At 69.1% G+C, this 23611-nt stretch carries 18 protein-coding genes; 6 read left to right on the top strand and 12 right to left on the bottom strand.

The genetic code is table 11. The annotated features are described in order from the left end of the window. Nucleotide 1: 1 nt before the first annotated feature. Genes RAC81_RS16735 through RAC81_RS16725 form a run of 3 tightly spaced genes read left to right on the top strand, consistent with a single transcriptional unit; the run spans nt 2 to nt 5087 of the window. Entirely contained in the window at nt 2-928 is a 927-nt protein-coding gene (locus tag RAC81_RS16735) for a carbohydrate ABC transporter permease (protein ID WP_375083409.1), read from the top strand. Next, complete coding sequence (locus RAC81_RS16730) at nt 925-1857, top strand: carbohydrate ABC transporter permease (RefSeq protein WP_375083408.1); 933 nt, start codon at nt 925-927, stop codon at nt 1855-1857. Before RAC81_RS16735 ends, RAC81_RS16730 begins: the two co-directional genes overlap by 4 nt. After that, nucleotides 1854-5087: a GH92 family glycosyl hydrolase gene (locus RAC81_RS16725; protein WP_375083407.1), complete on the top strand. Its 3234-nt coding sequence runs from the start codon at nt 1854-1856 to the stop codon at nt 5085-5087. The genes RAC81_RS16730 and RAC81_RS16725 overlap by 4 nt, the downstream gene beginning before the upstream one ends. Before the next feature lie 16 nt (nt 5088-5103). Here RAC81_RS16725 and RAC81_RS16720 read toward each other — a convergent pair whose 3' ends face one another. The 4 genes from RAC81_RS16720 to RAC81_RS16705 form a co-directional block, all read right to left on the bottom strand. Continuing rightward, nucleotides 5104-6030: an endo-beta-N-acetylglucosaminidase H gene (locus tag RAC81_RS16720; protein WP_375083406.1), complete on the bottom strand. Its 927-nt coding sequence runs from the start codon at nt 6028-6030 to the stop codon at nt 5104-5106. A 150-nt stretch (nt 6031-6180) separates the two neighbouring features. After that, entirely contained in the window at nt 6181-7815 is a 1635-nt protein-coding gene (locus RAC81_RS16715) for a fucose isomerase (protein WP_375083405.1), read from the bottom strand. Beyond that, nucleotides 7812-10427: a GH116 family glycosyl-hydrolase gene (locus RAC81_RS16710; RefSeq protein ID WP_375083404.1), complete on the bottom strand. Its 2616-nt coding sequence runs from the start codon at nt 10425-10427 to the stop codon at nt 7812-7814. Before RAC81_RS16710 ends, RAC81_RS16715 begins: the two co-directional genes overlap by 4 nt. Continuing rightward, nucleotides 10424-11914, bottom strand: coding sequence for an FGGY-family carbohydrate kinase (locus RAC81_RS16705; protein WP_375083403.1), 1491 nt, complete (start codon nt 11912-11914; stop codon nt 10424-10426). The genes RAC81_RS16710 and RAC81_RS16705 overlap by 4 nt, the downstream gene beginning before the upstream one ends. A 255-nt stretch (nt 11915-12169) precedes the next feature. On the opposite strand from RAC81_RS16705, the gene RAC81_RS16700 reads away from it, so the two are divergent. Further along, complete coding sequence (locus RAC81_RS16700) at nt 12170-12481, top strand: hypothetical protein (RefSeq protein ID WP_375083402.1); 312 nt, start codon at nt 12170-12172, stop codon at nt 12479-12481. 22 nt (nt 12482-12503) lie between these two features. Here the strand turns inward: RAC81_RS16700 and RAC81_RS16695 are convergent, their stop codons facing one another. Further along, on the bottom strand, nt 12504-13490 hold the full coding sequence (locus tag RAC81_RS16695; protein ID WP_375083401.1) for a LacI family DNA-binding transcriptional regulator: 987 nt from the start codon (nt 13488-13490) through the stop codon (nt 12504-12506). Nucleotides 13491-13594: 104 nt separating this feature from the next. On the opposite strand from RAC81_RS16695, the gene RAC81_RS16690 reads away from it, so the two are divergent. Next, nucleotides 13595-14728 carry a glycoside hydrolase family 172 protein gene (locus RAC81_RS16690; protein WP_375083400.1) on the top strand — a complete coding sequence of 378 codons (1134 nt, stop codon included), beginning with the start codon at nt 13595-13597 and terminating at the stop codon, nt 14726-14728. A gap of 59 nt (nt 14729-14787) precedes the next feature. Here the strand turns inward: RAC81_RS16690 and RAC81_RS16685 are convergent, their stop codons facing one another. From RAC81_RS16685 to RAC81_RS16665, 5 genes are all read right to left on the bottom strand, one after another. After that, nucleotides 14788-15900 (bottom strand): DUF4185 domain-containing protein, encoded by a 1113-nt coding sequence (locus RAC81_RS16685; protein ID WP_375083399.1) that lies wholly within the window; start codon nt 15898-15900, stop codon nt 14788-14790. A gap of 43 nt (nt 15901-15943) precedes the next feature. Then, nucleotides 15944-16849, bottom strand: a complete 906-nt coding sequence (locus tag RAC81_RS16680) for a carbohydrate ABC transporter permease (RefSeq protein WP_375083398.1) — start codon at nt 16847-16849, stop codon at nt 15944-15946. Continuing rightward, nucleotides 16849-17778 carry a carbohydrate ABC transporter permease gene (locus RAC81_RS16675; RefSeq protein WP_375083397.1) on the bottom strand — a complete coding sequence of 310 codons (930 nt, stop codon included), beginning with the start codon at nt 17776-17778 and terminating at the stop codon, nt 16849-16851. Before RAC81_RS16675 ends, RAC81_RS16680 begins: the two co-directional genes overlap by 1 nt. Nucleotides 17779-17858: 80 nt before the next feature. Then, on the bottom strand, nt 17859-19223 hold the full coding sequence (locus RAC81_RS16670) for an ABC transporter substrate-binding protein (RefSeq protein ID WP_375083396.1): 1365 nt from the start codon (nt 19221-19223) through the stop codon (nt 17859-17861). A gap of 148 nt (nt 19224-19371) precedes the next feature. Next, nucleotides 19372-20526: a DUF4185 domain-containing protein gene (locus RAC81_RS16665; RefSeq protein WP_375083395.1), complete on the bottom strand. Its 1155-nt coding sequence runs from the start codon at nt 20524-20526 to the stop codon at nt 19372-19374. Nucleotides 20527-20610: 84 nt separating this feature from the next. On the opposite strand from RAC81_RS16665, the gene RAC81_RS16660 reads away from it, so the two are divergent. Next, on the top strand, nt 20611-21534 hold the full coding sequence (locus RAC81_RS16660) for a hypothetical protein (RefSeq protein ID WP_375083394.1): 924 nt from the start codon (nt 20611-20613) through the stop codon (nt 21532-21534). A gap of 22 nt (nt 21535-21556) precedes the next feature. Here the strand turns inward: RAC81_RS16660 and RAC81_RS16655 are convergent, their stop codons facing one another. Continuing rightward, complete coding sequence (locus RAC81_RS16655) at nt 21557-21997, bottom strand: DoxX family protein (RefSeq protein WP_375083393.1); 441 nt, start codon at nt 21995-21997, stop codon at nt 21557-21559. A gap of 208 nt (nt 21998-22205) precedes the next feature. Then, entirely contained in the window at nt 22206-23570 is a 1365-nt protein-coding gene (locus RAC81_RS16650; protein ID WP_375083392.1) for an extracellular solute-binding protein, read from the bottom strand. Between the last annotated feature and the right edge of the window lie 41 nt (nt 23571-23611).

Here is a 23611-nt window from a genome sequence, read left to right as displayed (position 1 = left end):
CATGAGCGCGGACACCGGCACCCGGAAACGGTCGGGCGGAATCACCTCGCATCGGTGGTTCACGCCGTGGCTCCTGCTCGCACCCGCTGTGATCTGGGTGCTGGTGTTCGCGCTCTGGCCGTTCCTCAACACCGTCGTCCTGAGCTTCACCGACGCCAAGCCGCTGCGCACGCCCGAGTTCGTCGGCGGTGCGAACTACGAGCGCATGTTCGGCGACGAGATGTTCTGGAACGCCCTCACCACGTGCCTGATCTACGTGGTCGTGTGCGTGCCGCTGCTCACGATCCTGCCGCTGCTGCTGGCGCTGCTCGTGCAGAAGAAGCTGCCGGGCATCTCGTTCTTCCGCACCACCTTCTACTTCCCCGTGATCGCCTCGGTCGTCGTGGTCGCCCTCATCTGGACCTGGCTGTTCGACAGCCGCGGCATCATCAACCAGACGCTCGAGTTCCTCGGCGTCGTCGACAAGCCGGTGGCGTTCCTCGTCGATCGGTGGCTGCTGCTCGGCTGCGCCATCCTGCTCACGGTGTGGAAGGGCCTCGGGTATTACATGGTCGTCTACCTCGCTGCCCTCGGGAACGTCGGCAAGGAGCTGCACGAGGCGGCGATGCTCGACGGCGCCGGATCCTTCCGTCGTTTCCTGTCGGTGACGATCCCCTCGGTGCGCGGAGCGATGCTGCTCATCTCGGTGCTCATAGCGGTGTCGGCCATGCGGGTCTTCGCCGAGCTCGACGTGCTGTCGAAGAGCACCGGCGGCCCGGGCGGCTATGACATCTCGCTCGTGATGCTGATCCGCCAGGTCGGATCGGGCCTCAACGGCAACATCGGCTACGCCTCCGCGATCAGCGTCGCACTCTTCCTCCTCACCCTCATCCCGCTCGCCGCGATCGCCTTCATGAATCGCGAGAAGAAGGCGAAGGTCTCCGCATGAGCATCCTGACCCGCCCCCGCACCGAGGACGAGCGCCCGGCAGACGACGCCGCGCCCCCGTCGCGCGAGCGCATCTTCCGCCGCCGTGGCTCCGGCGACTTCAGCAAGCCGACGCTCGGGGGGCTGATCGGCCGGTACGCGCTGCTCGTGTTCGTGCTGTTCCTCGTGATCGGCCCGTTCGTGTGGCAGCTGTCGACCTCGTTCAAGGGGCCGCAGGAGAACATCTACTCCTTCCCGCCGAACCTCATCCCCCGCGAGCCGACGCTCGGCAACTACGCCACCGTCGCCGACATCGTTCCCGTCTACCTGTACGCGTGGCACTCGCTGCTCGTGTCGGTCGGCACCGTGATCAGCAACGTCGTACTCGCGACCTTCGCCGGCTACGCGCTGGGATGCATGCGGTTCCGCGGCAAGTGGATCGTCATGGCCATCCTGCTGTCGACCCTGCTCTTCCCGGGCGAGGTCACGGTGACCAGCAACTTCCTCACGATCCGCGCGCTCGGCCTTGCCGACACCCTGTGGGGCGTGTTCCTGCCGGGCGCGATCAGCGCCATGAACGTGCTGCTCGTCGCGACCGCGTGCCGCATGATCCCGAAGGACGTGCTCGACGCCGCGACCGTCGACGGCGCCACGACCTGGCAGCGCATCCGCCACATCGTGTGGCCGAACATCCGCGGCATGGTCTCGGTCGTCGCGATCTTCGCGTTCATCGGCGCGTGGGACGACTACCTCTGGCCGCTCATCGTGCTCTCCGATCCGGCGAAGTACACGCTCACGGTCGGCATGGCCTACCTGAACAGCAGCTTCTCCGTTGACCCGCGGCTCATCGCCGCCGGCACCATGATCGCGCTCGTGCCGATCGTCATCATGTTCTCGTTCACGCAGCGGTTCTTCTTCAAGGGCGTGCAGGAGGGTGCGGTCAAGGGGTGAGTTCCGCGCAGCTCGTCCCGGCCCGTGGCCCGGTCGATCCGCCGTCGTCGCGCCCGCTGTCGGGCGTGCTCGCCGCACCGGTCTTCGCGTTCTCCTTCGAGCCGGCCGCCGGCGTGCAGCGGGTCGACGTGCCACCCCTCGACACGATCGCGATCACGTCGGACACGGTGCTGCACTGGGCCTTCTACGCCGACGGAGCTGATGCCGCGCTCGCGCCGCAGGCCGCGCTCGCCGTGTCGGTCGACGTGCGGCTCGACGCCGGCAGCCGTCTGGCCGACGACCCCGCGGTGCGCGACCGCTACGGCTTCGCGGTCACCCCGGACGCTCAGTTCGCGGCACGCTGGTGCATGCCGGAGCAGTGGAACGCCGACACCGTTTCGCTCGCGCCGCTCGCCGGGCGTCGCGGGGTGGTCGAGGTCGTGCTCGGCGCGGGATCGCTGGCCGGTGCCGCCGGCCTCCCCGCCCGGGTGAGCGGGTTCGTGCAGGTGCTGATCGAGCAGAGAGTCGCCGCGGCATCCGATCTCTCTCCGGTCGAGCGGGTCGACACGCGTCGCGGCACGCACTCGGGTGCACGGTTCTCGCGCGGCAACACGATTCCGGCGGTGGCGCGCCCGCACGGCTTCACGTTCGTGACCCCGGCGACCGACGCCGCCGACGCGAACTGGCCGTATCGCCCGTTCGTGCACGACGACCCGCAGGGTCGCCGCCTGGAGGCGATGCAGTTCTCGCACCAGCCGAGCCCGTGGATCGGCGATCGCTCGGTGCTGCAGCTCATGCCGTTCTCCGGGGTCCCGGCGTCAGACCACGCCGACCGCCGGCGCTGGATCGTCGCCGGGTCGGAGCGCTCGAGGCCGCACGAGTATGCCGTCGAGCTCGACGACGGGCGCGGCGGCCGCATCCGCGCCGACATGACGGCGACCGTGCACGGCGCGGCGTTCCGCGTCGGCAGCGGCGATGCCGACGAGCGCGTCGGCTTCGTGATCGACCAGCTCACCGACGAGGGACGCCTCGATTGGGCCGACGCCGACCGTTTCTCGGGCTGGATCCCCGAGGGGTCGGAGGACTGGGGCAACGCCCCGCGCTGCTACTTCGCCGGGCGGGTGATCGGCGGTGCCCCGCCCGAGCGCGGGCGGCTCGACGACGCCGGTCGCGGACGGGTCGCGGGCTTCGTCGCCGGCCGCGGATCGCTCGAGGTGCGCGTGGCGGTGTCGTTCCTGTCGATCGAGCAGGCTGAGCGCACTCTCGCCCTCGAGCTCGTCGGCGCGGTGGGGTTCGACGAGCTGCGCGCCGACGCCGCGGCATCCTGGAACCGGTTGCTCGGGCGCGTGACGATCCCGCCGCTGCCCGAGACCGAGGCGCCGTACCGCGCTCTCGCCGACGAGGAGGACACTGCGCGGCTCGCCGCCGCCCTGCACCGCATGCATCTGTATCCGAACACTGCGGCCGAGGACACCGGGTCGGCCGGCTCTCCGGCATCCGCCTTCGCCGACGTCTTCGCGGCGCGCGAGCCGTTCGGCGAGACGCGCACGAGCGCGCCCGTCGTCTCGGGTGAGCTCGTCGTCAACAACGGCTACTGGGACACGTATCGCACGGAGTGGCCCGGCCTGGCGCTGCTCGATCCGGCGCTCGCGGGACGGCTGCTCGACGGGCAGCTCGCGCAGTACCGCCGCGGCGGCTGGATGGCCCGGTGGAGCGCACCGGGGTACGTCGACAGCATGGTGGGCACGTCGAGCGACCAGATCTTCGCGGATGCCGCGCGCTGGGGCGTCGAGTTCGATCGGCGCGCGGCGTTCGAGAGCGGCTGGCGCAACGCCTGCGAGCCGGGGCCCGACGCACGTCGCGGGCGGAAGGGCATCGACCGCGGCCGGTTCACGGGGTACATCTCCTCGGCCGTATCAGAGGGCATGAGCTGGAGCATCGAGAACGCGATCAGCGACGCCGCCCTCGGCCGGTTCGCCGCGCAGCTCGCGTCCGATCCCCAGACCTCGACGACGGATGCCGCGCGCTACCGCGCCTTCGCCCGCTATTTCGCGAATCGCGCCCTGTCGTATCGCGCACTGTTCGACCCCGGGGCGGGCTTCTTCCGCGGCCGGGACGACCGGGGATCGTTCTCGTCCGAGCCCTTCGACCCGCGCACATGGGGCGGCGACAACGTCGAGACGAACGCGTGGGGCATGTCGGTCGGCGCCGTGCACGACGGCGACGGGCTCGCCGACCTCTACGGCGGTCGGGCCGGGCTGCGGCAGCACCTCGATGCGCTGTTCGCCGAACCGGAGACGGCCGACGAGCAGTTCGGCGGCGCGTACGGCACGGTCATCCACGAGCAGCGCGAAGCGCGGGCGCTGCGCGCGGGCATGTGCGGGATCTCCAATCAACCAGCGCACCACATCCCGTTCATGTACGCGTTCTCGGATCAGCCGTGGCGTGCGGGCGAGACCGTGCACGAACTCGCCGGGCGGCTGTACGCGGGCGCGCACATCGGCCAGGGCTTCCCCGGCGACGAGGACAACGGCGAGATGAGCGCCTGGTGGCTGTGGGCCGCACTCGGGCTCTATCCGCTCGAACTCGCCTCGGGGGTGCTGCGCATCGGCTCGCCCCTGCTCGACGACGTCCGCGTCGACCGCGGGAACGGGTCGACCCTGCGGATCCGGTCCCACCGCAGCACCCCCAGCGCGCATGTTCTGTACGAGGCGCGGGTGAACGGCATCCCGCTCGCGACGGCCGAGCTGCCCGTCGACGCTCTCATCGGATCCGCGTCCGCCGACGTCGATCTCGATCTCGTCTTCGGCGACGACCCGGAGCGCTGGCTCGGAGAAGCCACGGAGACGGATGCCCCGCCCTGGCGCCCCGACCTCTCGGCGCGCGGCGGCGCGCCGATCGCCTCGGAGGGCGTCCGGCACGCGGAGCGCGCGTTCGACGACGGGGATGCGGCCGGCGCCGACGGCGTCGTCCTGCGACAGGGCGAGTGGATCGGCTGGCGGTTCGCCGAGGCGCGGGCGATCAGCGACGTCTCGGTGACGACGGTGACGGCGGCGTCGTCGACCGCGCTCGTGTGGGAGTCGGAGACATCGGACGGCTGGGAGCGGATCGCGGTCACCGCCGAGATCGAGCTTCCCGCCAACCGCACGACGCCGTTCACCCTCGCCGCACGCACCGCGACCTCGGCGCTCCGCGTGCGGGCGGAGGCCGAGGTCACGGTGCGTCAGCTCGAGCTCTTCGATCTGGGCTGACGGCCCCGATTCCCGCTCACTGCGGGGCGTACACCGTCGCCTCACCCTTGATCGCCTCGGTGATGCCCGAGATCAGCGACGACTGGTTCGTCGCTGTGAGGTTGTACGCGACGTAGACGCCGTACCCGTCGGCGGCCGTGCGCTGCGCGAAGTCCGCTGCGGTCGCCGCGCTCGTGTTCGAGAGGTCGATCGCCGCGGCGCCGATGCGCGATCGGTCGTCGAGCCCGGGAACCGTGGGGGCATCGTAGGTCGGGTAGTACGGATTCCAGGCGTAGTCGAGCGTCGAGCTCACGTCGAAGGCACTGAAGTCGGTCGCCGTGTACGACGGCCCGATCGCGTACAGCGTGATGAGCTTGTCGGGGCCGAGGCGGTCGCGCAGGGCCGACGCCACCCACCCGAACGACTGCGCGTTGGGCTGCGGCGTGCCGTTCGCGCCGTACTGGCTCCACTCGTCGTCGAAGTCGATGCCGTCGAGTCCGTAAGTGGTCACGGCATCGGCGAGCTCGGCGGCGAACGCGTCGGCTTCGGCATAGGTCGAGAAGTTCGCGAAGCCGGCGCCCTGGTGGTTGCCGAGCACCGAGAGCAGCACCTTGGTGCCCTGCTCCTGCAACGGACGGATCTGGTTCTCGGCATCCTGCAGCGTCTCGGTGACGCGCTCGTTGAAGTGCAGGTACGCCTTCTCGCCGTCGTAGTTGATGTTGGCGGCGAAGATCATCGCGAGGTCGACGGCCGGGGCGCCCGAATCGGCGAGCTGATAGTCGGCGACGTTCGCTAAATCGTTCGAGTTCACTTCGACGTAGACGGCGAGCTTCGCGTCGGTGTCGGGAGCCTCGTCTGCCGCGGCCGACGAGGCGGCGACGCCTCCCACGGCGGCGATGACCAGCGCGGCGGATGCCGCCAGGCATCGCCGGATCAGGGAATGACGGGGGTTCGGCTGACTCATGGTGGAGCTTCTCCTTCGGCGTCGTTGTCGATCTCACGCCGCGTCGATGCGGCGTGCCGATGACTATATCGCTTAAGTGTCGGCGTCGAAAGAGGGGCGGATGCCGCAGCATCCGCCCCTCTCGCCTGCGTCAGATCGGTCGCGATCCGCTCAGATGTTCACGTCGCCCACGAGGTTGACCTTGATGCCCATGCCGGCGAACATCGCGGCCTTCGCGACGAGCGCCCTGTCGGCGGTCTCGGCGTCGGGGGCGTAGACGGTCTGCGCGTGGTTGGCCTTGTGGCGGGCCATGAACTGGTCTCGGGAGATGCCGTGCAGCACGACGTGCGCGATCGGCCACTCCGGGTTCGTGTCGTTCTTGCGGCGCTGCGTCTCCTCCTCGGGCAGCTCGACGACCGAGCCCCGGAAGATGTCGGCCTGCAGGATGCCGTCGGCGATGAAGACCCGCGACAGCACGACCTCGCCGGGCTTCGAGACGCCGTTGATCGTGGCGCCGCCCGCGGGGAAGAACACGTGGCCCTGCCGCCATCCCTCGGCGTTCTGCCACCCGCCGAGGTGGGAGGCGGGCACCGAACCCGAGATCTCGTAGACCCAGACGAACCGGCCGTCGTAGTCCTCGCCCCAGCGGACGTCGTGCAGCGTGTTGTCGGGCACGAGCCCCATGGCGCGCCACACCCGGTCGGTCACGAGCGCGTCGACCGCGACCCCCTCGTCGGCCTCGTTGAAGTGCGGGAACGCGCGCCCCTCGTGCAGCACCCGCGAGCCGTCACGGGAGGTGACCGGCGGACGCTCGGTCGAGTTGAGGATGCCCTCGGCGAGGTCGGAGGCGGGCACGAGGTCCTTGAGGCCCTGCTGGTACTGGATGCCGACGGCATCCAGTCCGAAATCGTCGGCGATGCGCAGCGCGGCGATGTACATCTTGAGCTGCCACTGCACCTGCTCGCGGGTGAGCTCGGTCGCGGCGTCCTCGCCGTACCGGAACGTCATGCCGTGCTCGATGAGCCAGTCGTAGGCGGCATCGGCCTCGGAGTCGGCGACCTCGAGCATCTCGGCGTACAGCGCCGACTGCGACAGACGCTCCTTGTAGATGCCGGTCTTGTTGAGCAGCTCGTCGTCGAAGATCGCGTTGTACATGCCCATGCAGCCCTCGTCGAAGACGCCGATGATGGCCTTCTCCGCGAGCAGCTCGGCCGCGAGCGCCTCGCCCAGCTGCTTCTCCGGACTGTCGGGCAGCTCGGGCAGCGCGCGCACGTGCGAGGCGTCGTGCGTGATGGTGCCGGTCTCGGTCCATTCGCGGATGCCGTCGCGGAACCAGTCGTCGGTGAAGTCGACCGACCAGATCGACGAGTACGGCTTGTCCATCTTGGTCAGGCCCGCGTTCAGGCCGAGCAGACCGACCAGGCCGGGCCAGTCGCCCGCGAAGTTCGCGACGGTGAGGATCGGCCCCTCGTGCGTGCGGAGTCCGGCGAGCACGTGGTGCGAGTACTGCCAGACAGCCTCGGCGACGATGAGCGGAGCGTCGACCGGGATGTTCTTGAACACCTCGAGCCCCATGCGCTGGCTCGAGATGAAGCCGTGGCCGGTCTCGGGGTCGATGTCGTTCGCGCGGATCACGGTCCAGCCCAGGTCGTTCAGCACGCCGGTGACACCGGCCTCCAGCTCGACCTGGGTCGGCCAGCCGGCCGTGTTGGCCGACTCGCGCAGATCGCCTGACGCGATCAGGTACGCGGTCTTCGGGGCGGATGCCGGGCGGGATGCCGGTGCCGGCAGGGTGTAGGTGGTCATGGTGCCTCTCCGGTGGTGCGGGTGGTGCTCGTGCTGATGGTGGTGCTCGTGCTGGTGGTGGTGCTGCGTGTGGAAGGGGGCGGGAGCTCGGCCCGATGCGACTCCCCCGCGCTGAGCCGGATCGGACCGGCGACGACGTGTTCGCGCAGGGCGAGGTCTGCGATGTCGAGCCGTCCGCCCTCGACGTGGATCGTGAGGGCGTCGTCGTCGATCTCGACGCGCCCCCATCCTGTGCCGGTGGTGAAGAGCCCGGTGAAGGAGCGCCCGCCCGCGGGCGCGAACGACAGCGCCTTCGTCGGAGCGTCCCACTGGGCGCCGCTCGCTCCGAGCAACAGGGCCCAGGAGGCGAGCGAGCGCGCGTAGTGGTTGCCGCACTCGATCTCGTTCCAGGGATTGCGGTGGGTGCCGTCGTAGCGGGCGCGCAGAGTGCGTTCGATCCGCAGAGCGTCGTCGGGGCGCCCGGCGAAGAGCAGCGAGGCGGCGACCTGGTGCTCGATCCCCGTCCACACCTCGTCGGAGTAGACGAACGGGATCGTCGGGCGACCGCCGCGCGGCCAGGTGGCGAGCAGCAGTCCGCCCTCGTCGTTCAGCGCGTACACGCGCTGCGTGCTCTCCTGCGTCGAGAGGTCGTCGCGGAGATTGTGGGCGACGATCGCGCCGAGGGCGGAGTCGACGCGATCGACGGGAAGGATGTGCCCGAGCCCGTTGACGAACGCGTGGAACTGGCCGAGCAGCTGGTCCGACAGCACGCCCTCGCCGTACTGGTAGCGGTGCGCGTCGACGTCGTCGATCACCTGGCGGTAGTACTCGCCGTTCCACAGCACATCGTCCATGGCGGCGGCCACGTGGTCGGCGCGGCGCGTCCACTGCGCGGCTCGCTCCGCGTCGCCGAGGTGCTCGGCCATGCGCGAACCCGCCCGCAGCGCGGCCAGGTGGATGCCGTTGGCGAGCGGCTCCGTGCCGTGGAACTCGATGTCGTAGGTGTTGTGCATCTCGCCGTCGAGCAGACCGTCGCCGTCGCGGTCCCACTCCCTCGCGGCGTGATCGAGCGTGCGGACGGCGGCGGGCCAGAGTTCGCGCAGGAAGTCGTCGTCGCCGCTGTACCGCCACTCCCGATGCAGACGCAGGAAGGTCCCGAGCTGACCGTCGACCGCGGCGCTCATGAACCACGACGGCCCGCCCAGTACTCGGTTTCCGCGGAACTTCTGAGCCCCGGCCTCATCGGTTTCGAGCAGGTACTCCGCCCGGCGGGCGCTGCGTTCGAGCGACGGGAACAGCCAGGCCACCGTCTGCGCGTACGACCACACGTGGGTGCAGGTGCCCTCGCAGGAGCCTGCGTGGTCGAACGAACCCTCCCACGCGGCGAACACCGGCCCCTCGCCGAGATCCGGATGCGGCGACTCGACGACGAAGCACGTCGTCGACCGGGCCGCGGCGATGTTGGCGCCGACCGCGTCGGCCAGCACGGGGTCGAGGCTGCCGCCGTAGAGCGCCTCGACGAAGGCATCCGTCGTCCGCTCCAGGGTCGGCAGCTCGGTGTGCAGGTGCGCGGCGGCGCTCCACGCGTCGGGCCAGAGCGTCGCGTAGTGGTTGCGGATGATGCCGCCCGCCGGGTCGGAGAACACGATGTGTCCGTGCCAGCCGCTGCGGCGGTTCGGGAAGCTCCACGCGAGCACGAACTCGAAGTCGCGGCTCTCGCCGGGAGCGAGGGTGTGCACGATACCGAGCGAGCCGGTGCGCAGCCGCGGCAGTTTCGCGAGCATCTGCTCCTCGGTGAGCGGGGCGGCAGCGGGGTCGGCATCCATCTCGGCGAACAGGCCACGCGGCCGGTCTTCGAGTGTGAGACGCGGTTCGGGCTGCAGCAGGCCGTCGTCGGCGAGGTCGTCCCAGAACAGCCGGGCGCCGTCGGGCCAATAGCTCGTCACCCACTGGGGCTTCACCGTGGTCGACTCGTCGGCGGTGGTGAGGCTCAGCGTGCCGTACCCGGGGTCGTCGTCCGGGAGATCGATGTCGAAGTCGAGCCCGCGCACCCCCTCCTCGTCGCGCCAGCGCACCCGCTGCGTGCCGCGCATTCCCCAGGGAGCGTCGGGCCCCGGCTTCCCCCGTCCGGCCGTGTGCGAGACGCTGCCGACGACCGTCACGTCGACGGGGACCTGCCCGGGGTTCGTCACGCGATAGCGGAGCACGGCGGCGGGGATGCCCGACTCGTCGGCGTCGAGCGGCACGAGCGGGGTGAAGGCGTGCAGCGAGACGTCGACCGGCAGTGCGCGATCGGTGAAGTCGAGGTCGACGATCGGATACTCTCCGTGCAACGTCGCCCCGTCGAGGCGTGGCAGGCCCGCGAGCTGGTCGAACGCATAGCCCGCGTCGGCGTCGTGCCGGCCCGTGAGCCGAGCCTCGAGCACGCGGGTGACGGAAGGACCGCCCTCGGGTGCCGCGTGGATCGCGAAGAACGAGTGCGGGTTGCGCCGCCCCTTGTCGGGCAGGTTCTCGAACTCCCAGTCACGCAGTTCGCCGCGGGCGCCGATCGAGACGTTGCCCGTGCCGATGCCGCCGAGGGGGAAGGCGGTCGCCTGCGAGGTGTGCGGGATGCCGCGGGCGCGGCGGGTCATGCCGACGCGCCCCTCTGATCGGCGGCGAGCTCGTGCACGACGTCTGCCGTCTCGCGGTAGAGGCGGGTGTAGCGGTCGAACAGCTCGTCGTAGATGTGCCGTGACGTCTCATCGGGTCGGATGCGTTCGGACACGGGGTTCCAGGCGGCGATCTCCGGCCTCGGGCCGTCGGCCGTGGCGACCGCCGCGAGGAAGGCGGCGCCGTAACTCGCGCCGATCGTGATCTCCGGGACCTCCTGCACGAGGCCGGTGACGTCGGAGACGATCTGCAGCCACAGCCTGCCCTGCGTGCCGCCCCCGACCGCGACGATGCGGCGGATGTCGGCACCGGCGGCGCGCATGGTCTCGACATTGTGCCGCACACCGAGGGCGGTCGCCTCGAGGGCAGCGCGGTAGAGGTCGCCGCGGGTGTGGGCCAGGGTGAGCCCGGCGATGACACCCCGGGCGTCCGGGTCCTGGATGGGGGTGCGCTCCCCCGCGAAGTACGGGAGCATGAGCAGCCCCCGGGCTCCAGCGCCGGAGGCGGTCGCCTCGGCGAGCAGCTGCGGGTAGTCGGCGCCGGTCAGGCCCTTAAGCCACGCTGTGAGCGCACCGGAGGTCGAGAGTCCACCGGCGAGGTTCCTCGTACCGGCGAAAGCACCGGCCGTGGTCCACATCGAGGGAGTGCGCAGCGTCTCCTCGCCCGTCGCGACGAGGAACATGGTCGTGCCGTACATGAGCATGAGGTCGCCGAGCTCGTGCGCCCCGACGCTGACGGCCTCGGTCCATGCGTCGATCGTGCCGGCGATCACGGGAGTGCCCGCGGGGATGCCGGTGGCCTCCGCCGCGCCGGCGGTGACGGCGCCGGCGACATCGCCGGCCCAGATCAGCGGCGGCTGCTCGATTCCGGGCGCGTACCGCTGCCACCAGTCGTCGTGCCACACCTCGCGGTCGATCTCGTACAACGGCGACATCTGACTCGCGGACTGGTGGTCGAGGACGTAGGCGCCGGCGAGGCGTCGGGCAAGCCACGAGGCCGGCATGTACACGCGACGAGCACGCTGCCAGGCATCCGGTTCCTCTTCCGCAACCCAGACGAGCTTCGGACCCCCGGCCTGCGAGGTCAGCGTCGATCCGCCGATGCGCGTGATCTCAGACTCGCCCAGCTCGGCCGTCATCCGTTCGATCTGCGCCGTGGCGCGGGTATCGACCCCGTAGAGGATCGCCGGGCGGACCGGGCGATCCTCCTCGTCGGCGAGGAGGATGCAGGGACCCATGCCGCTGACGCCGACGCCGGCGACCTCCGCGTCGGGCACCGCAGCGAGGAGTTCGCGGGCGAGGGCGACGAACTCGTCCCACCACACGTCGCCGTCCATCTCGACCCACCCGGCGCGGGGGCGGGAGACCTCGTGCGACCGGGTCGCGGTAGCGACGATAGCGCCGTCGGCATCCACCAGCACGCCCTTGCTGCTGGATGTGCCGATGTCCACCCCGAGGGTGCAGCGCATGGCGTCCTCCTTGAAACCCGAGCCGTCGATTCTGAAATCTCTCGCAACTGTACGCGAAATCGATTTCAGCGCGCAAGACGAAGATCGGATGTTTACCGGGACTCTGGCGCGTCGGGCGCGGCGCAGAGTCGAGCCTTGCTGCACGACGCAGGGTCGTCATCGCGTTGTCCACACGTCACGGGCGACGGGAGCGGTCGGCGCGACGAGAGACCGGAATACTGTGACAACCTGGGCTTTGCCTCGCAGAATGGAGCCATGGACATGACGGAACCCCAGACCTGGACCGTGATCGGGGTGTTCGCCGCCATGATGCTCGGCGGCATGACTCTCATGACCACGCAGTTCAGCCGGGTCATCCGCGCCGAGGTCGGCGGCCTCCGCAGCGAGATGTCGGGAGAGCTCAACGGGTTCCGTGGCGAGATGCTGGGAGAGCTCAACGGATTCCGGGGCGAGGTGAACGGACGGTTGGACGTCATCGAGAGCCGCCTCACGCGCGTCGAGTCGAAGGTCGACGACCTCGACACTGAGCTCACCAACCTGGCGACGCGCTTCTGGAAGTCGCAGTAACGTCAGCGCTCGGGCGCCGAGATCAGTCGCGGACGGTTCGGGCGGGCTGGATCTCGTTGCGCAGCACCACCGTACGCGCCGGCTGCGTGTCACCGCCGATGCGCTCGAGCAGCATGCGTGCCGCGGTGACGCCCATGTGGCGGGCGGGCAGCCGCACCACGGTCACCGCGTTCGGCGAGAGGGTCGTGAACGGCAGTGAGCCGATCACCGCGACGCCCATGCGCGGGGGCGTGAGTCCCCGCTCGGTGAGCACCTGGATCGCGCCGACGCCGATGAGGTTGTTGCCGGCGACGACGGCATCCGGCGGCTCGGGCAGGGCGAGCAGCTCCTCCATCGCCTCCCGGCCGCCCTCGACGCGGAACGACGCGAAGCGGACGAGCTCGTCGACGTCGAGGTCGGGCAGCTCGCGGGTGAGCGCCGCCCTCCACCCGGCGGCGCGTTCGGCGGCGGTGTCGATGTGCTCCGGCCCGCCGATGTACGCGATGCGGCGGTATCCGGCATCCAGCAGATCCTTCGCGGCCGACGTGCCGGCCGCGCGGTTCGCCATGACGACCCCGTCGATGTCGTAGGTCGTGCTGCGGTCGACCGCCACGACGGGGCGCCCCGTCGCGAGGATCGCGTCGAGATTCGTGCTCTCGTCGGCGGTCGCGATGATGACCCCCGACATGTGCTCGGCGATCGCGATGCGCAGGTACGTGGCCTCTTTCTCGACCTGCGCATCGGAATTGCACAGCACGACCGAGTAGCCCGCCTCCGATGCGACGTCCTCGACGCCGCGCGCCATCTCCGTGAAATACGGGTTCTCGATGTCGGGGATCACGAGGGCGATCACCTCGGAGCTCTGCCGACGCAGCGAGCGGGCGGTCCGGTTCGGCGTGAAACTCAGTTTCGCCGCAGCGTCGCGCACCGCCGCCACCTTGTCGTCCGACACGCTCGTGCCGTTGAAGACGCGCGAGACCGTGGCGGGAGACACTCCGGCGAGTTCCGCGACGTCGTAGATGGTGGCCATGTCGAACCTCATTGCTGTGTCCGGCTGTGCCGGATCTCCAGCAACAGTAGCGCGCGAGTGGCGCTCTCTGGTGCTTCGACCTGAAATCGATTACATTGACGCCCATGACTCACGCACCCTCCGACCTCGCGACGATCGCAGCGCTGCGATCCGTGCAGACACGATCGATCAGCCCCGAGAACTTCGACGGATCCGCTGGGGGCGGAGGCCGGGCGACCGAGGGCACGGGGGCGTCGTGCGCCCGCGACCTCGGCCCCGGCTGGAAGATCTCGCCGAGCGTCGATGTGAAGGCCGGCGAGACCTTCGACCTCGCGAACATCGAGGGCGCGGGAAAGATCACCCACATCTGGATCACGACGCACACCGACAACTGGCGAACCCTGCTGCTGCGGGCCTACTGGGACGGCTCGGAGGATCCGGCGGTCGAGGTGCCCTACGGCGATTTCTTCTGCAACGGCTGGGGCGTCTTCGCGCAGGTGAACTCCCAGACCATCGCCGCGAACCCGCACGGCGGATTCAACTCGTACTGGCCGATGCCGTTCCACGACGGCGCACGTCTCACGATCGAGAACACGTCGGTCGTCGATGTGCGGATCTACTTCCAGATCACATACGAGATCGGCGGCGACTACTCGAACGACGCGTACTTCCACGCGCAGTGGCGCCGGTCGAACCCGCTGGAGGAGCTCACTCCGCACGTGATCCTCGAGGGCATCGAGGGCCAGGGGCAGTACGTCGGCACCTACATCGCGTGGGGCGTGAACTCGAACGGCTGGTGGGGCGAGGGCGAGATCAAGTTCTACCTCGACGACGACACCGACTACCCGACCATCGCGGGCACCGGCACCGAGGACTACTTCGGCGGCGCCTGGAACTTCGACATCCCCGGGCAGGGGTACACCGCTTTCTCGACGCCCTATCTGGGGATGCCGCAGATCATCCGACCCGACGGCCTCTACGTCAGCCAGCAGCGCTTCGGCATGTACCGCTGGCATCTGCTCGACCCGATCCACTTCGCCACCGGCATTCCCAAGGTCGACATCCAGGCCCTCGGCTGGCGAAGCGGATGGCGCTACCTGCCGCTGCGCGACGACATCGCCTCGACGGCGATGTTCTACCTCGACCGCCCCACGGCGCGCAGGCCCAGGACGCCCTCGGCCGATGACCTGGAGGTGCACCTAGGAACCGCGCCGGTGCCTGACATCGGTGCCACTCCCCCGCGCGCCCCGCAGGACTGAGTCGATCGGATGCTGCGGCGGGTCAAGCCGCGGCATCCGATCGCGCACACACCACCCGCCTACACGAGCCCCTGCACGCGGAACTGCTCCGAGTGATAGACGCTGTTGTTGCCGGTGTTCCACTGGCTGACGCTGAGGTGCAGATCCGACAGCGTCGAGCCGGGGATGATGTAGCCGCCGTAGAGCTGGGCGACGTGCGACGCGTCCTCCTGCCCCCACTCCGTGCCGGTCAGCAGGGTGGTCTTGGTGGCGGTGTAGAGGTTGTCGGTCGGCGTGTTCAGCACCATCGCGTCGATCCGGTACGCGGCCGCGTTGAACCAGGTCAGGACCCACTTGCCGCCGAGCGGCCGCAGGCACATCTCGCCGAAGCCGCCCGGCAGGATCTCGGTCACCGGCTTGCCCCAGCCCCACGAGCCGTTCGCGAAGCCCCACGGCTGGTAGGCCGACAGGGTGGTCATGTCGTTCGACGCCACGCGGTAGAGCACGATGCCCTTGTCGCGCTGGAAACCGGTGCCGTAGATGTACACGTACCCGTCGTTGCCGAGGCCCCAGGTGATGCACTGGAACTTGCCGCCCGCCATGTCCGCCGGGAACTGCAGACCGGTGTGCTGCCAGGTCGCGCCGTTGTCGTCGGACTTCCACAGCTCGGTCCACCGCACCGCCCCGAACTGCGGGCCGTTCACGATCGCGTGCAGGTACATGCGCGAGCCGATCGTGATGACGTCCGAGGGGATGACGGTCGTGAAGTACGCGTCGTGCGGGTAGTACCAGAACTGCGGCGCCACACCCTGCGTGTTGGCGCCCGCTCCGGCCGAGCCGTTGAAGATGACCCCGGTGGCGAGGTTCGTGGTCGACGAGTAGAGACCGACCGGCGAGCGCCAGTTCGCGCCTCCGACGTGATCGGCCCAGGTGTCGCCGAAGACGAACAGCAGACGTCCGTCCGGCGTGCGGGCCGGGATGCCGAGGTCCGTCGCCCCGATCCCGTACTGCACCGGGCTCTGCGTCCCGGCGAGCACCTTCAGTCTCGTGACGGTGAGCGGGCCGGCGGCGGATGTCGGAGCGGCGGCGCCGATTCCGACCGCGGGTGCCGCCAGCATCCCGGCGCCGAGCGCGAGCGCGCCCCGCAGGATGCCCCGGCGGGAGATGAGCGGGGGTGTGTGCTGCTCGGTCATCGTCGACCTCTTTCCGTGTGGGTCTCGCTCTGCGTCGGCCGGGCTACTTCAGACCGGCCATCTTGATGTTTCCGATGATCTGGCGCTGGAAGATGAGGAACAGGATCATCACGGGAGCCGCTGCCAGCACCGACCCCGCCATGAGCAGCCCGAGCTCGCTCGTGCGCTCGGACCGGAACGTCGCGAGGAACTGCTGCACGACGAAACGCTCGGGCGTGGTGATGGTGAGGATCGGCCACACGTAGGAGTTCCAGTACGCGAGGAACGAGGTGATGCCCATGACGACGAACGGAGGCTTCGACAGGGGCAGGAAGATGCGCACGAAGATCGCGAACCGTCCGCAGCCGTCGAGCATCGCGGCCTCCTCGAGGCTGGCGGGGATGTTCAGGTAGAACTGGCGGATGAAGAACACCGTGCCGGCGCTCGCAGCCCCAGGCAGCACCAGCACGGCGAGCGTGTCGAGCATCGACAGCCGGGTCACGACGATGAAGCTCGTGAGCAGGATCGTCATCCCCGGGATGAACATGGTCGTGATGACGACGACCCACAGCGTGCGCTGGAACCGGAAGTTGAGGCGAGCGAACGCGTAGGCGGCGAGCGAGTTGACGGTCAGGCTCAGCAGCGTGAAGAGCACCGCGCCGCCGAACGTCCACAGCATCGTGCGGGTGAAGGTGGGGTCGGCGAGGATCTGCGCGTAGTTCTCCCAGCGCCACACCTCGGGGAAGAACTGGAACGGGGTCTGGATGACCTCGGTCTTCGACTTGAATCCGGCGATGACCATCCACGCGAGCGGGAAGAGCGCCGCAACGAGGAACACCGCTCCTGCGAGCAGCTTCGCGATGACCGTCGCCCACGATCCGGGGGTCTTCGGCAGGCGGGCTCGGCGGGGCGGCTCGGTGCCGGCGAGCACGATTCCGCGCGTGGTGTCCTGCGGCGCGATGGTGACCATCAGTCCACCAGCCTCTCGGAGTTGACGAACTTGAAGACGATCGCCGAGACCGTGCCGAGCACGACGAACATGACGAGCGCGGCGGCGATCGAGTACCCGACGTTGATGTCGTTGCGGAAGTGGTTGAAGATGAACAGGTTCGGCAGGGTGGTCGAGTCCAGCGGGCCGCCGCCCGTCATCACGAGCGGCAGCTCGAACTGCTGGATCGCCGCGACGAATCCGGTGATCAGCAGGTACAGGATGATGTTCTTCATCTGCGGCAGCGTGATGAACGCGGTCTTCTGCCACCAGTTCGCGCCCTCCATCGCCGCCGCCTCGTAGAACTCGGTCGGGATGTCGACCATCGCGGCGACCATGATGAGCGACGTCAGTCCCATGCCCAGCCAGATCGCGGGGATGGCGATCGCGAGCAGCGCCCACGCCGGGTCGCCGATCCACGCGATCGGGTCGATGCCGAAGATGCCGAGGAACCAGTTGAGAAGTCCGCCCGAGTAGTCATACATCAGCACGAAGATGATCGACGTGATCACCGACGAGATGATCGTCGGGATGTAGATGCTGACCTTGAGGATGCTGGCGAAGCGCCGCGACACGCTCACCACGAGGCTCGCGAAGAAGAACGCCAGCACGAGCATGGGCGGCACCGTCATGGCCACGAAGGCGAAACCGCGGCCGACCGACGCCCAGAACAGCGGATCGCTCAGCACGGCGGTGAAGTTGCGGAGGCCGACGAACTCCGGCTCCTTGTAGAAGCTCCAGTTCTGGAACGACAGGAACCCGGCGTAGATCGCCGGCCAGATCACGAAGATCCCCAGGAGGCCCACGACCGGGAGGAGGAAGAGGTACGCGACCTTCGTGTCACGGTACTTGCGTGCGTCCGCCTGGCGTCTCACCGCCCGTCGCTCCGTCGAGACTGCACTGACCATCATCGCCTCACCCGTTCCCTCGTGGTGTCGTGATCCCGCACGCAGTGGCCGGCGCTCGGGCGCCGACCCCCGTCATCCGGGTCCTACTCGCTCGGCGCCTTGTCGGCGAGACCCTCGCGGTCGATGACCGTCTGGATCGCCTTGTTCGCCGTGTCGATGGCGGCATCCGGCGAGGCCGACCCCTTCATGACCGACTCGAAGGCGGTGCCGACCGCGAGGGAGACGTCCCACGGGTAGGTGGGCTCGGGGATCGCGTTCGGGGCGATCTCCTCGGTGATGATCGACGACCAGGGGGCGTCAGCCGCCTTGGGGTCGGCCGCCACGGCATCCTGCACCGACTGCCGCACCGGCGCCTTCGTGAACTGCGTGTCGACGAAGAACGGCACGAGGTTCTCGGGGTCGCCCGCGATGGCCCAGGAGAGGAACTTCCCCGCGGCCTCGGCGTTCTTGGTCTTCGCGTCGACGACCCACTTGAAGTTGCCCAGGGTGGTGGCGGTGCGGCCGTCGGCCTCCGCCGAGTTCACCATCGGGCCGATGCCGGTCTTCCCGAGCACGTCGGCATAGTCGGAGCCGATCTCCGACAGCATCCACGAGCCGGAGACCTTGAAGGCCACCTTCTGCTCGCCGAAGTCCTTGCCACCGCCGTAGTCGGCGAGCGGCTGCTTGGGCATATAGCCCTCGTCCCACAGCGCCTTGTACTGCTCCATCATGTCGCGGTATCCGGCGTCGTCGATGTCAGCGGCGGTCCAGTCGGAGTTCAGCGCGGTGTGGCCGGCGAAGTTGTACTGCTGACCGACCGTCGACCAGGCGAAGGTCGCGGCGTCCTGCGCCGGCGAGATGCAGTACTGGCCGTCGGCGAGCGTCGGCTGGATCTTCGCGCACGCGTCCATGAGCTCGTCCCACGTGGAGGGGCCCTGCTCGGGGTCCACGCCCGCTGCGTCGAGCATGTCCTTGTTCCAGAACAGCACGGCCTGCGGCTCGAGCAGCAGGGGGTAGGCGTAGTAGGTGCCGTCGATCTCGGATACCGGCTTCGCGGCATCCGAGATCTCGGCGAGCGCGTCTTCGGGAACGATGCCGTTCAGCTCGTGCAGCTGCCCGGCGTTCACCGCGTCCTGGATGCTGCCGGGGTGGGTGTAGATGTCCGGCGCCTTGCCCGCGGCCTGAGCGGCCTTCATCTTCTGATCCCAGGCGTCACCCGGCACCTGCGTGCCGACAACCTTGATCTCGTCCTGAGAGTCGTTGAACTTCTTGATGATGTTCTCGTACCACTCGTTCTCGACCGGCGTGAAGTTGCGGTGCCAGAACTGGATCGTTGTGACGCCGTCCTCGCCTCCTGAGTCGGCCGACTCGCCGGGGGTGCTCGACCCGCAGCCGGCGATCATCGCGCCGACAGTCAGTGCGCCGAGGACGACGGTCGTCGCCCTGCGGGTGCGTGGGGTGATTCTCATGGGTTCCTCCTCAGGAACGGACTCCTCGTCGAGTCGCTGCTGTGTGCTCGGCTGTCGTCGAAGGACACCGGCCCAGCCGACGGTCTTCGGCGACCGGGTATGCGCCAGAGTAGGCGAAATCGATTTCATAAGCAAGGGATCCGACACCTCACTTCACCCGATCGAGGTCGGCGGAGAACCAGAAGACGTTGTAGGGCCCCCAGAGCGAGAGGGTGAAGTGGATGCGCCTGCCATCCTCCGTCACGTACCGCGGATTCAGGTACGGGGAGTACAGCCCCTCGTACTCGCTGCCCGGCACGAGCTCGAGCGGATCGCCCCACGGGCCCCACGGCGTGATGCCCTCGCGGATGTACGCGTTCCCCGCGTCGGAGTAGGTCATGATCCATCGCTCGAGGTACGTCGACCACATCACCGAGAGCTCGCCGATCGTGCCGTCGACCACCGTCTCGGCATCCGCCATGTCGTCGCTCCAGATCGGCGCACCGCCGTCGACCCCGGCGAAGTACGAATACGCCGACTGGTCCTCGACGGCCTCCTCGGTCGCTCGGACACGCATGAGCTGCACGCTGCCGAAGCGCCCGGACGGGATCGACCAGAAGTAGATCCAGTCCTCGCCGCCCTCGTTCACCTCGGCGGTCGCGACCTGGACGAAGTTGGAGTCCCCCGGCCATTCGACGCCCTCGACGGGGTCCCAGGTCTGGCCGCCGTCGCGCGAGACGATCAGCGCCGAGCGGTTGGCATCCCAGGCGCCGGGCTCTCCCCAGAAGCGCACCGACATGTACGACACGTACATCGTGTCGTCGATCGCGAAGCCGTAGGTGGGGATCTTCGTGACCTCGCCGTCCGCGCCGTTGGCATCGTGATCGCCCTCGATGAGGGCCTCCGCCAGGCCGATGTCATCGGTCACCCACCCGCCGAAGTCGATGCCGCCGGTCGGGTCGTCGTCCTCCGTCCACGCCGCGACGTTCGACCGCCAGAACCCGCCCTGCCCGCCGATCGACTCCGGGTCGCGCTCGCCGAACGTGTCACCGAAGAAGAAGAACGTACGGTCGCCCACGTTCGTCATCGAACCGAGATCGGTACCGGCCACCGACACCGCCGCCGTGTCGTTCATGGCGCCTGGTCCGGTGAGCTGCGCGATCTCGGTGAGGTTGCTCACCCCCTCGAGCACGAACGGCTTGTCGGGGTCCGGATCCACGCTCACGACGGATCCGCCGGCTCCTGCGGTGCAGCCGGAGAGCGCCGAAGCCAGAACGACGGATGCCGCGGCGAGGCGGCGATGGGATGCGGATGCACGGCGCATGATCCTCCTCGATCGGCGGTGCCGGTGCACCGCGCCTGGCATCGAACCTAGCGAAATCGATTTCACAGCACTAGGGTCTCAGCCATGTCCGCATCGAGCGAAGGAACATGGCTGCGCGCCGACGGTGAGCCGCGGTGGGGCCACCGCGACGGCATCCGGATCGGCATCCCTCCCCTGCCCGGCCCGCGAGGGCTGCTGCGCGTCTACACGCCGTACCTCGACCACCCGCCGGAACGACTCGTGAACTTCATCGCCGTCGAACCGATCCCGGAGGGGCAGGCGGAGCGCGGATTCTCGGAGCTGGAGCCGAGCACACTCGACCCCGGCGAGCGCGGCAAGCGCATGTGGGCGGCCGACGACCCGGATGCCGCAGCCCACCCCGACGGGTCAGCAGAGCCCGCCCGCGGGATCGTCACGGAGATCGACAGTGTCGAGACCCTGACGGTGTGGATCGGGGTCGAGCGCTTCGACGACGGCGCCGATGTGCGCGTGCGGGTGCGGTTCCGCGCCGACCGCCCACACGAGGTCGAGGTCGCGGGGTTCACGAACGAGGGCTCGGTGGCGCTCGCCCATCTCGTGCTCACGGCCACCATGGGCAACTGGGCGAGGCTGCGGGTGCTGCGGCTCGCCCACCGCATCGTCACCCCGGCGGATCTGTGGCCGGGATTCACCGGCACCGCCTTCACGGAGCACGGGCGCTTCGGCCTCGCCGAGCTGGTTCGCGACGGCGAGGCAGCGATCGTCGAAGCCGTCGGGGACGAAGAGGATCCGTGGTCGGTCGAGTACGCGCCCGACACCGCCGACCACTGGCGGTTCCTCGGCCGGCGTTCGGTGCAGCGGTGGCGGGTCGACGACCCGCATCCCGAGCTCGAAGCGCGAGTGAATGCACGCTGGGCCTACTGGGCCAGCACCTCGCCGATCCCCGGCGGTCCGGCGTTCGAGAACGTCGAGATCGTCGAGCCGTTCCGCCAGGGGGCGGCGTTTCGCTTCTCGGTCGAGCCGGTGTGAGCGGAGTCCCTACATGCCGGTGTCAGCTGACCCAGGCCGGCACGCGTCCGCGCAGGAACGCGCCGTCGAGCGAGAAGCGCCCGGCGCCGGTGAACGCGAGCGCCAGGGCGGCAACGCCGAGCACCGCGACGAACTCGTAGCCGCCCTCGCCCACCCAGAGGCCGGCGGGCAGATGCACGGCGACGAGCGCGACGATCATGTCGATCGCGAGAAGGATGCCGACGGGCCGCGTGAACAGACCGAGCGCGAGCAGGATGCCGCCGACCAGCTCGAGGAACGCGACGAGCGGAGCGGCGATCTCGGGCAGCGGGATGCCCATGCCCGAGAAGCTCGCGATGGTTCCGGGGATCGTGTACTCGAAGACCTTCTGCGCACCGTGGGCGGCGAAGATCCCGCCGACGACGAGTCGCAGGACCAGCAGTCCGAACGAGGGGGCGGCAGAGGGGGCGGTGGTGTTCGTCATGAGGAGTTCTTCCTTCGTGGCAGGACACCGCGCCAGGCGCGGAGCAGGGGCGTTCCCTGCCTCCACGCTAGGAACGACACTTTGCGATCTCCTGTGCGCGGCGAGCTCCTGTGCCCGGGGAGCTCCTGTGCGCGGCGGGATCGGGCAGCGGCGGACGCGCGTGAGGGGCGGGCCGACCGAGTCGACCCGCCCCTCCGACAGCATCCGTTCAGCCGGCTGTGGCGTTCTCGTACGCGCGCATCGCGGCCTGCTGCGCGTCGGCGAGAGCCTCCTCCGGCTCTTTGTCGCCGAGCAGCGCTGCGGTGATCGCGTTGTTGAGCTCGTTCTGGATCTCCTGCCCGGCGGGCGAGGATCCGAACGACTGGCCGTAGCCGACGACGTCGTAGAACGTCGAGATGACCTGGTCGAAGCCGGCGTTGCCGGTCTCGGTCACGAACTGGTCGCGGATGGCTTGGTCAGACGCCGGCGAGCCCGTGAACAGGCCGGTGTTGAGCCCGCCGTCGTCCTTCAGCGTCTGCGCGCGAGCCTCACCCGCCGCCATCCACGCGTCGTCCGAGGTGAGGTTCACCATCCACGCGCACGCCGCCGCCGGGTTCTTCGCGCCGACCGGCACCACGAACGCCGTGCCGGATGCGACCGAGAACGGCTCGCCGTCCTTGTCGCGGAACGGCACGGCCTCGATGTCGATCTGATCCGCGTACGGGCCGAGCACGTTCGGGTACCACTGCGCGTTCACCTGCGCGCCGACCTGCCCAGCCACGTACTGGTTGTTGTCGCCGAACGTGTCGAACGAGTCGGTGAAGCTCTTCACCGCGGCGAAACCGCCCTGCGCGTCGGTGATCTGCTTCAGCAGCTCGATGCCGGCGAGGTTGCTCGGGTCGTCGAGCGTCGGGGCTCCGTCTTCGTCGTTGAGCTGTCCGCCCATCGCGAGGATCCAGAGCCCGCCCTGGCCGGTCGCGACGGGGTCGAAGCCGAGGCGCGACGGCACGCCGCCCGACTCCTGGTAGATCTTGCCGATCGCATCGATCAGACCGTCGGGATTCGAGGTGTCGAACTGATCGGGCGTGACGCCCGCCTCGGCGAGCACCGTCTTGTTCACGATGATGGCCGGCGGCTGGTAGAACTGCGGCACGGCCCAGACCTCGTCGTCGTACGTGACGTCGTCGACCACGAACGGGTACCAGTGGTCGCGGGGCTCGACGTCCTGCGCCGCGAAGCACTCGTCGAGGGGCATGATCAATCCCTGCGCCGCGTAGGTCGTGACGTAACGACGGTCCATCTGCACGACGTCCGGCACATCGCCGCTCGCGATGCGGGTGGTGAACTTCTGCGCGTCGAAGGCCGTCGCGTCGAGTTCCACCTCGACCTCGCCGAGCTGCTCGGCCGCGTAATCGACACGGGACTGCCCCACGTCGTCGGCGTTCTCGAAGCCCCACGCGTTGAGGGTGCCCGTGGGTTCGGCGTCGAAGTCGGCATCCGCGCCGCCCTCGCCCGCTCCTCCCCCGCTGCAGCCCGCGAGCACGATGGCGGATGCCGCGGCCATGGCGGCGAATCCCAGGATGCGCTTGCGCATGTCATTCCTTCTTTCGGTTGCTGTGTGTGTCGTCGTATCGG

It is taken from the genome of Microbacterium sp. CR_7 (assembly GCF_041954755.1).
GTDB lineage: Bacteria > Actinomycetota > Actinomycetes > Actinomycetales > Microbacteriaceae > Microbacterium.
Note: the sequence above shows the minus strand (reverse complement) of the source record. Positions and strands in the feature narration are given on the sequence as shown.

What these genes read in the sequence shown, in the direction of transcription:
- RAC81_RS16700 (WP_375083402.1), top strand. Translation starts at nt 12,170, where the DNA reads ATGGACATGACGGAACCCCAGACCTGGACCGTGATCGGGGTGTTCGCC.
- RAC81_RS16655 (WP_375083393.1), bottom strand. Translation starts at nt 21,997, where the DNA reads ATGACGAACACCACCGCCCCCTCTGCCGCCCCCTCGTTCGGACTGCTG.
- RAC81_RS16670 (WP_375083396.1), bottom strand. Translation starts at nt 19,223, where the DNA reads ATGAGAATCACCCCACGCACCCGCAGGGCGACGACCGTCGTCCTCGGC.
- RAC81_RS16685 (WP_375083399.1), bottom strand. Translation starts at nt 15,900, where the DNA reads ATGACCGAGCAGCACACACCCCCGCTCATCTCCCGCCGGGGCATCCTG.
- RAC81_RS16660 (WP_375083394.1), top strand. Translation starts at nt 20,611, where the DNA reads ATGTCCGCATCGAGCGAAGGAACATGGCTGCGCGCCGACGGTGAGCCG.
- RAC81_RS16710 (WP_375083404.1), bottom strand. Translation starts at nt 10,427, where the DNA reads ATGACCCGCCGCGCCCGCGGCATCCCGCACACCTCGCAGGCGACCGCC.
- RAC81_RS16650 (WP_375083392.1), bottom strand. Translation starts at nt 23,570, where the DNA reads ATGCGCAAGCGCATCCTGGGATTCGCCGCCATGGCCGCGGCATCCGCC.
- RAC81_RS16720 (WP_375083406.1), bottom strand. Translation starts at nt 6,030, where the DNA reads ATGAGTCAGCCGAACCCCCGTCATTCCCTGATCCGGCGATGCCTGGCG.
- RAC81_RS16735 (WP_375083409.1), top strand. Translation starts at nt 2, where the DNA reads ATGAGCGCGGACACCGGCACCCGGAAACGGTCGGGCGGAATCACCTCG.
- RAC81_RS16715 (WP_375083405.1), bottom strand. Translation starts at nt 7,815, where the DNA reads ATGACCACCTACACCCTGCCGGCACCGGCATCCCGCCCGGCATCCGCC.
- RAC81_RS16675 (WP_375083397.1), bottom strand. Translation starts at nt 17,778, where the DNA reads ATGATGGTCAGTGCAGTCTCGACGGAGCGACGGGCGGTGAGACGCCAG.
- RAC81_RS16665 (WP_375083395.1), bottom strand. Translation starts at nt 20,526, where the DNA reads ATGCGCCGTGCATCCGCATCCCATCGCCGCCTCGCCGCGGCATCCGTC.
- RAC81_RS16705 (WP_375083403.1), bottom strand. Translation starts at nt 11,914, where the DNA reads ATGCGCTGCACCCTCGGGGTGGACATCGGCACATCCAGCAGCAAGGGC.
- RAC81_RS16690 (WP_375083400.1), top strand. Translation starts at nt 13,595, where the DNA reads ATGACTCACGCACCCTCCGACCTCGCGACGATCGCAGCGCTGCGATCC.
- RAC81_RS16680 (WP_375083398.1), bottom strand. Translation starts at nt 16,849, where the DNA reads ATGGTCACCATCGCGCCGCAGGACACCACGCGCGGAATCGTGCTCGCC.
- RAC81_RS16695 (WP_375083401.1), bottom strand. Translation starts at nt 13,490, where the DNA reads ATGGCCACCATCTACGACGTCGCGGAACTCGCCGGAGTGTCTCCCGCC.
- RAC81_RS16730 (WP_375083408.1), top strand. Translation starts at nt 925, where the DNA reads ATGAGCATCCTGACCCGCCCCCGCACCGAGGACGAGCGCCCGGCAGAC.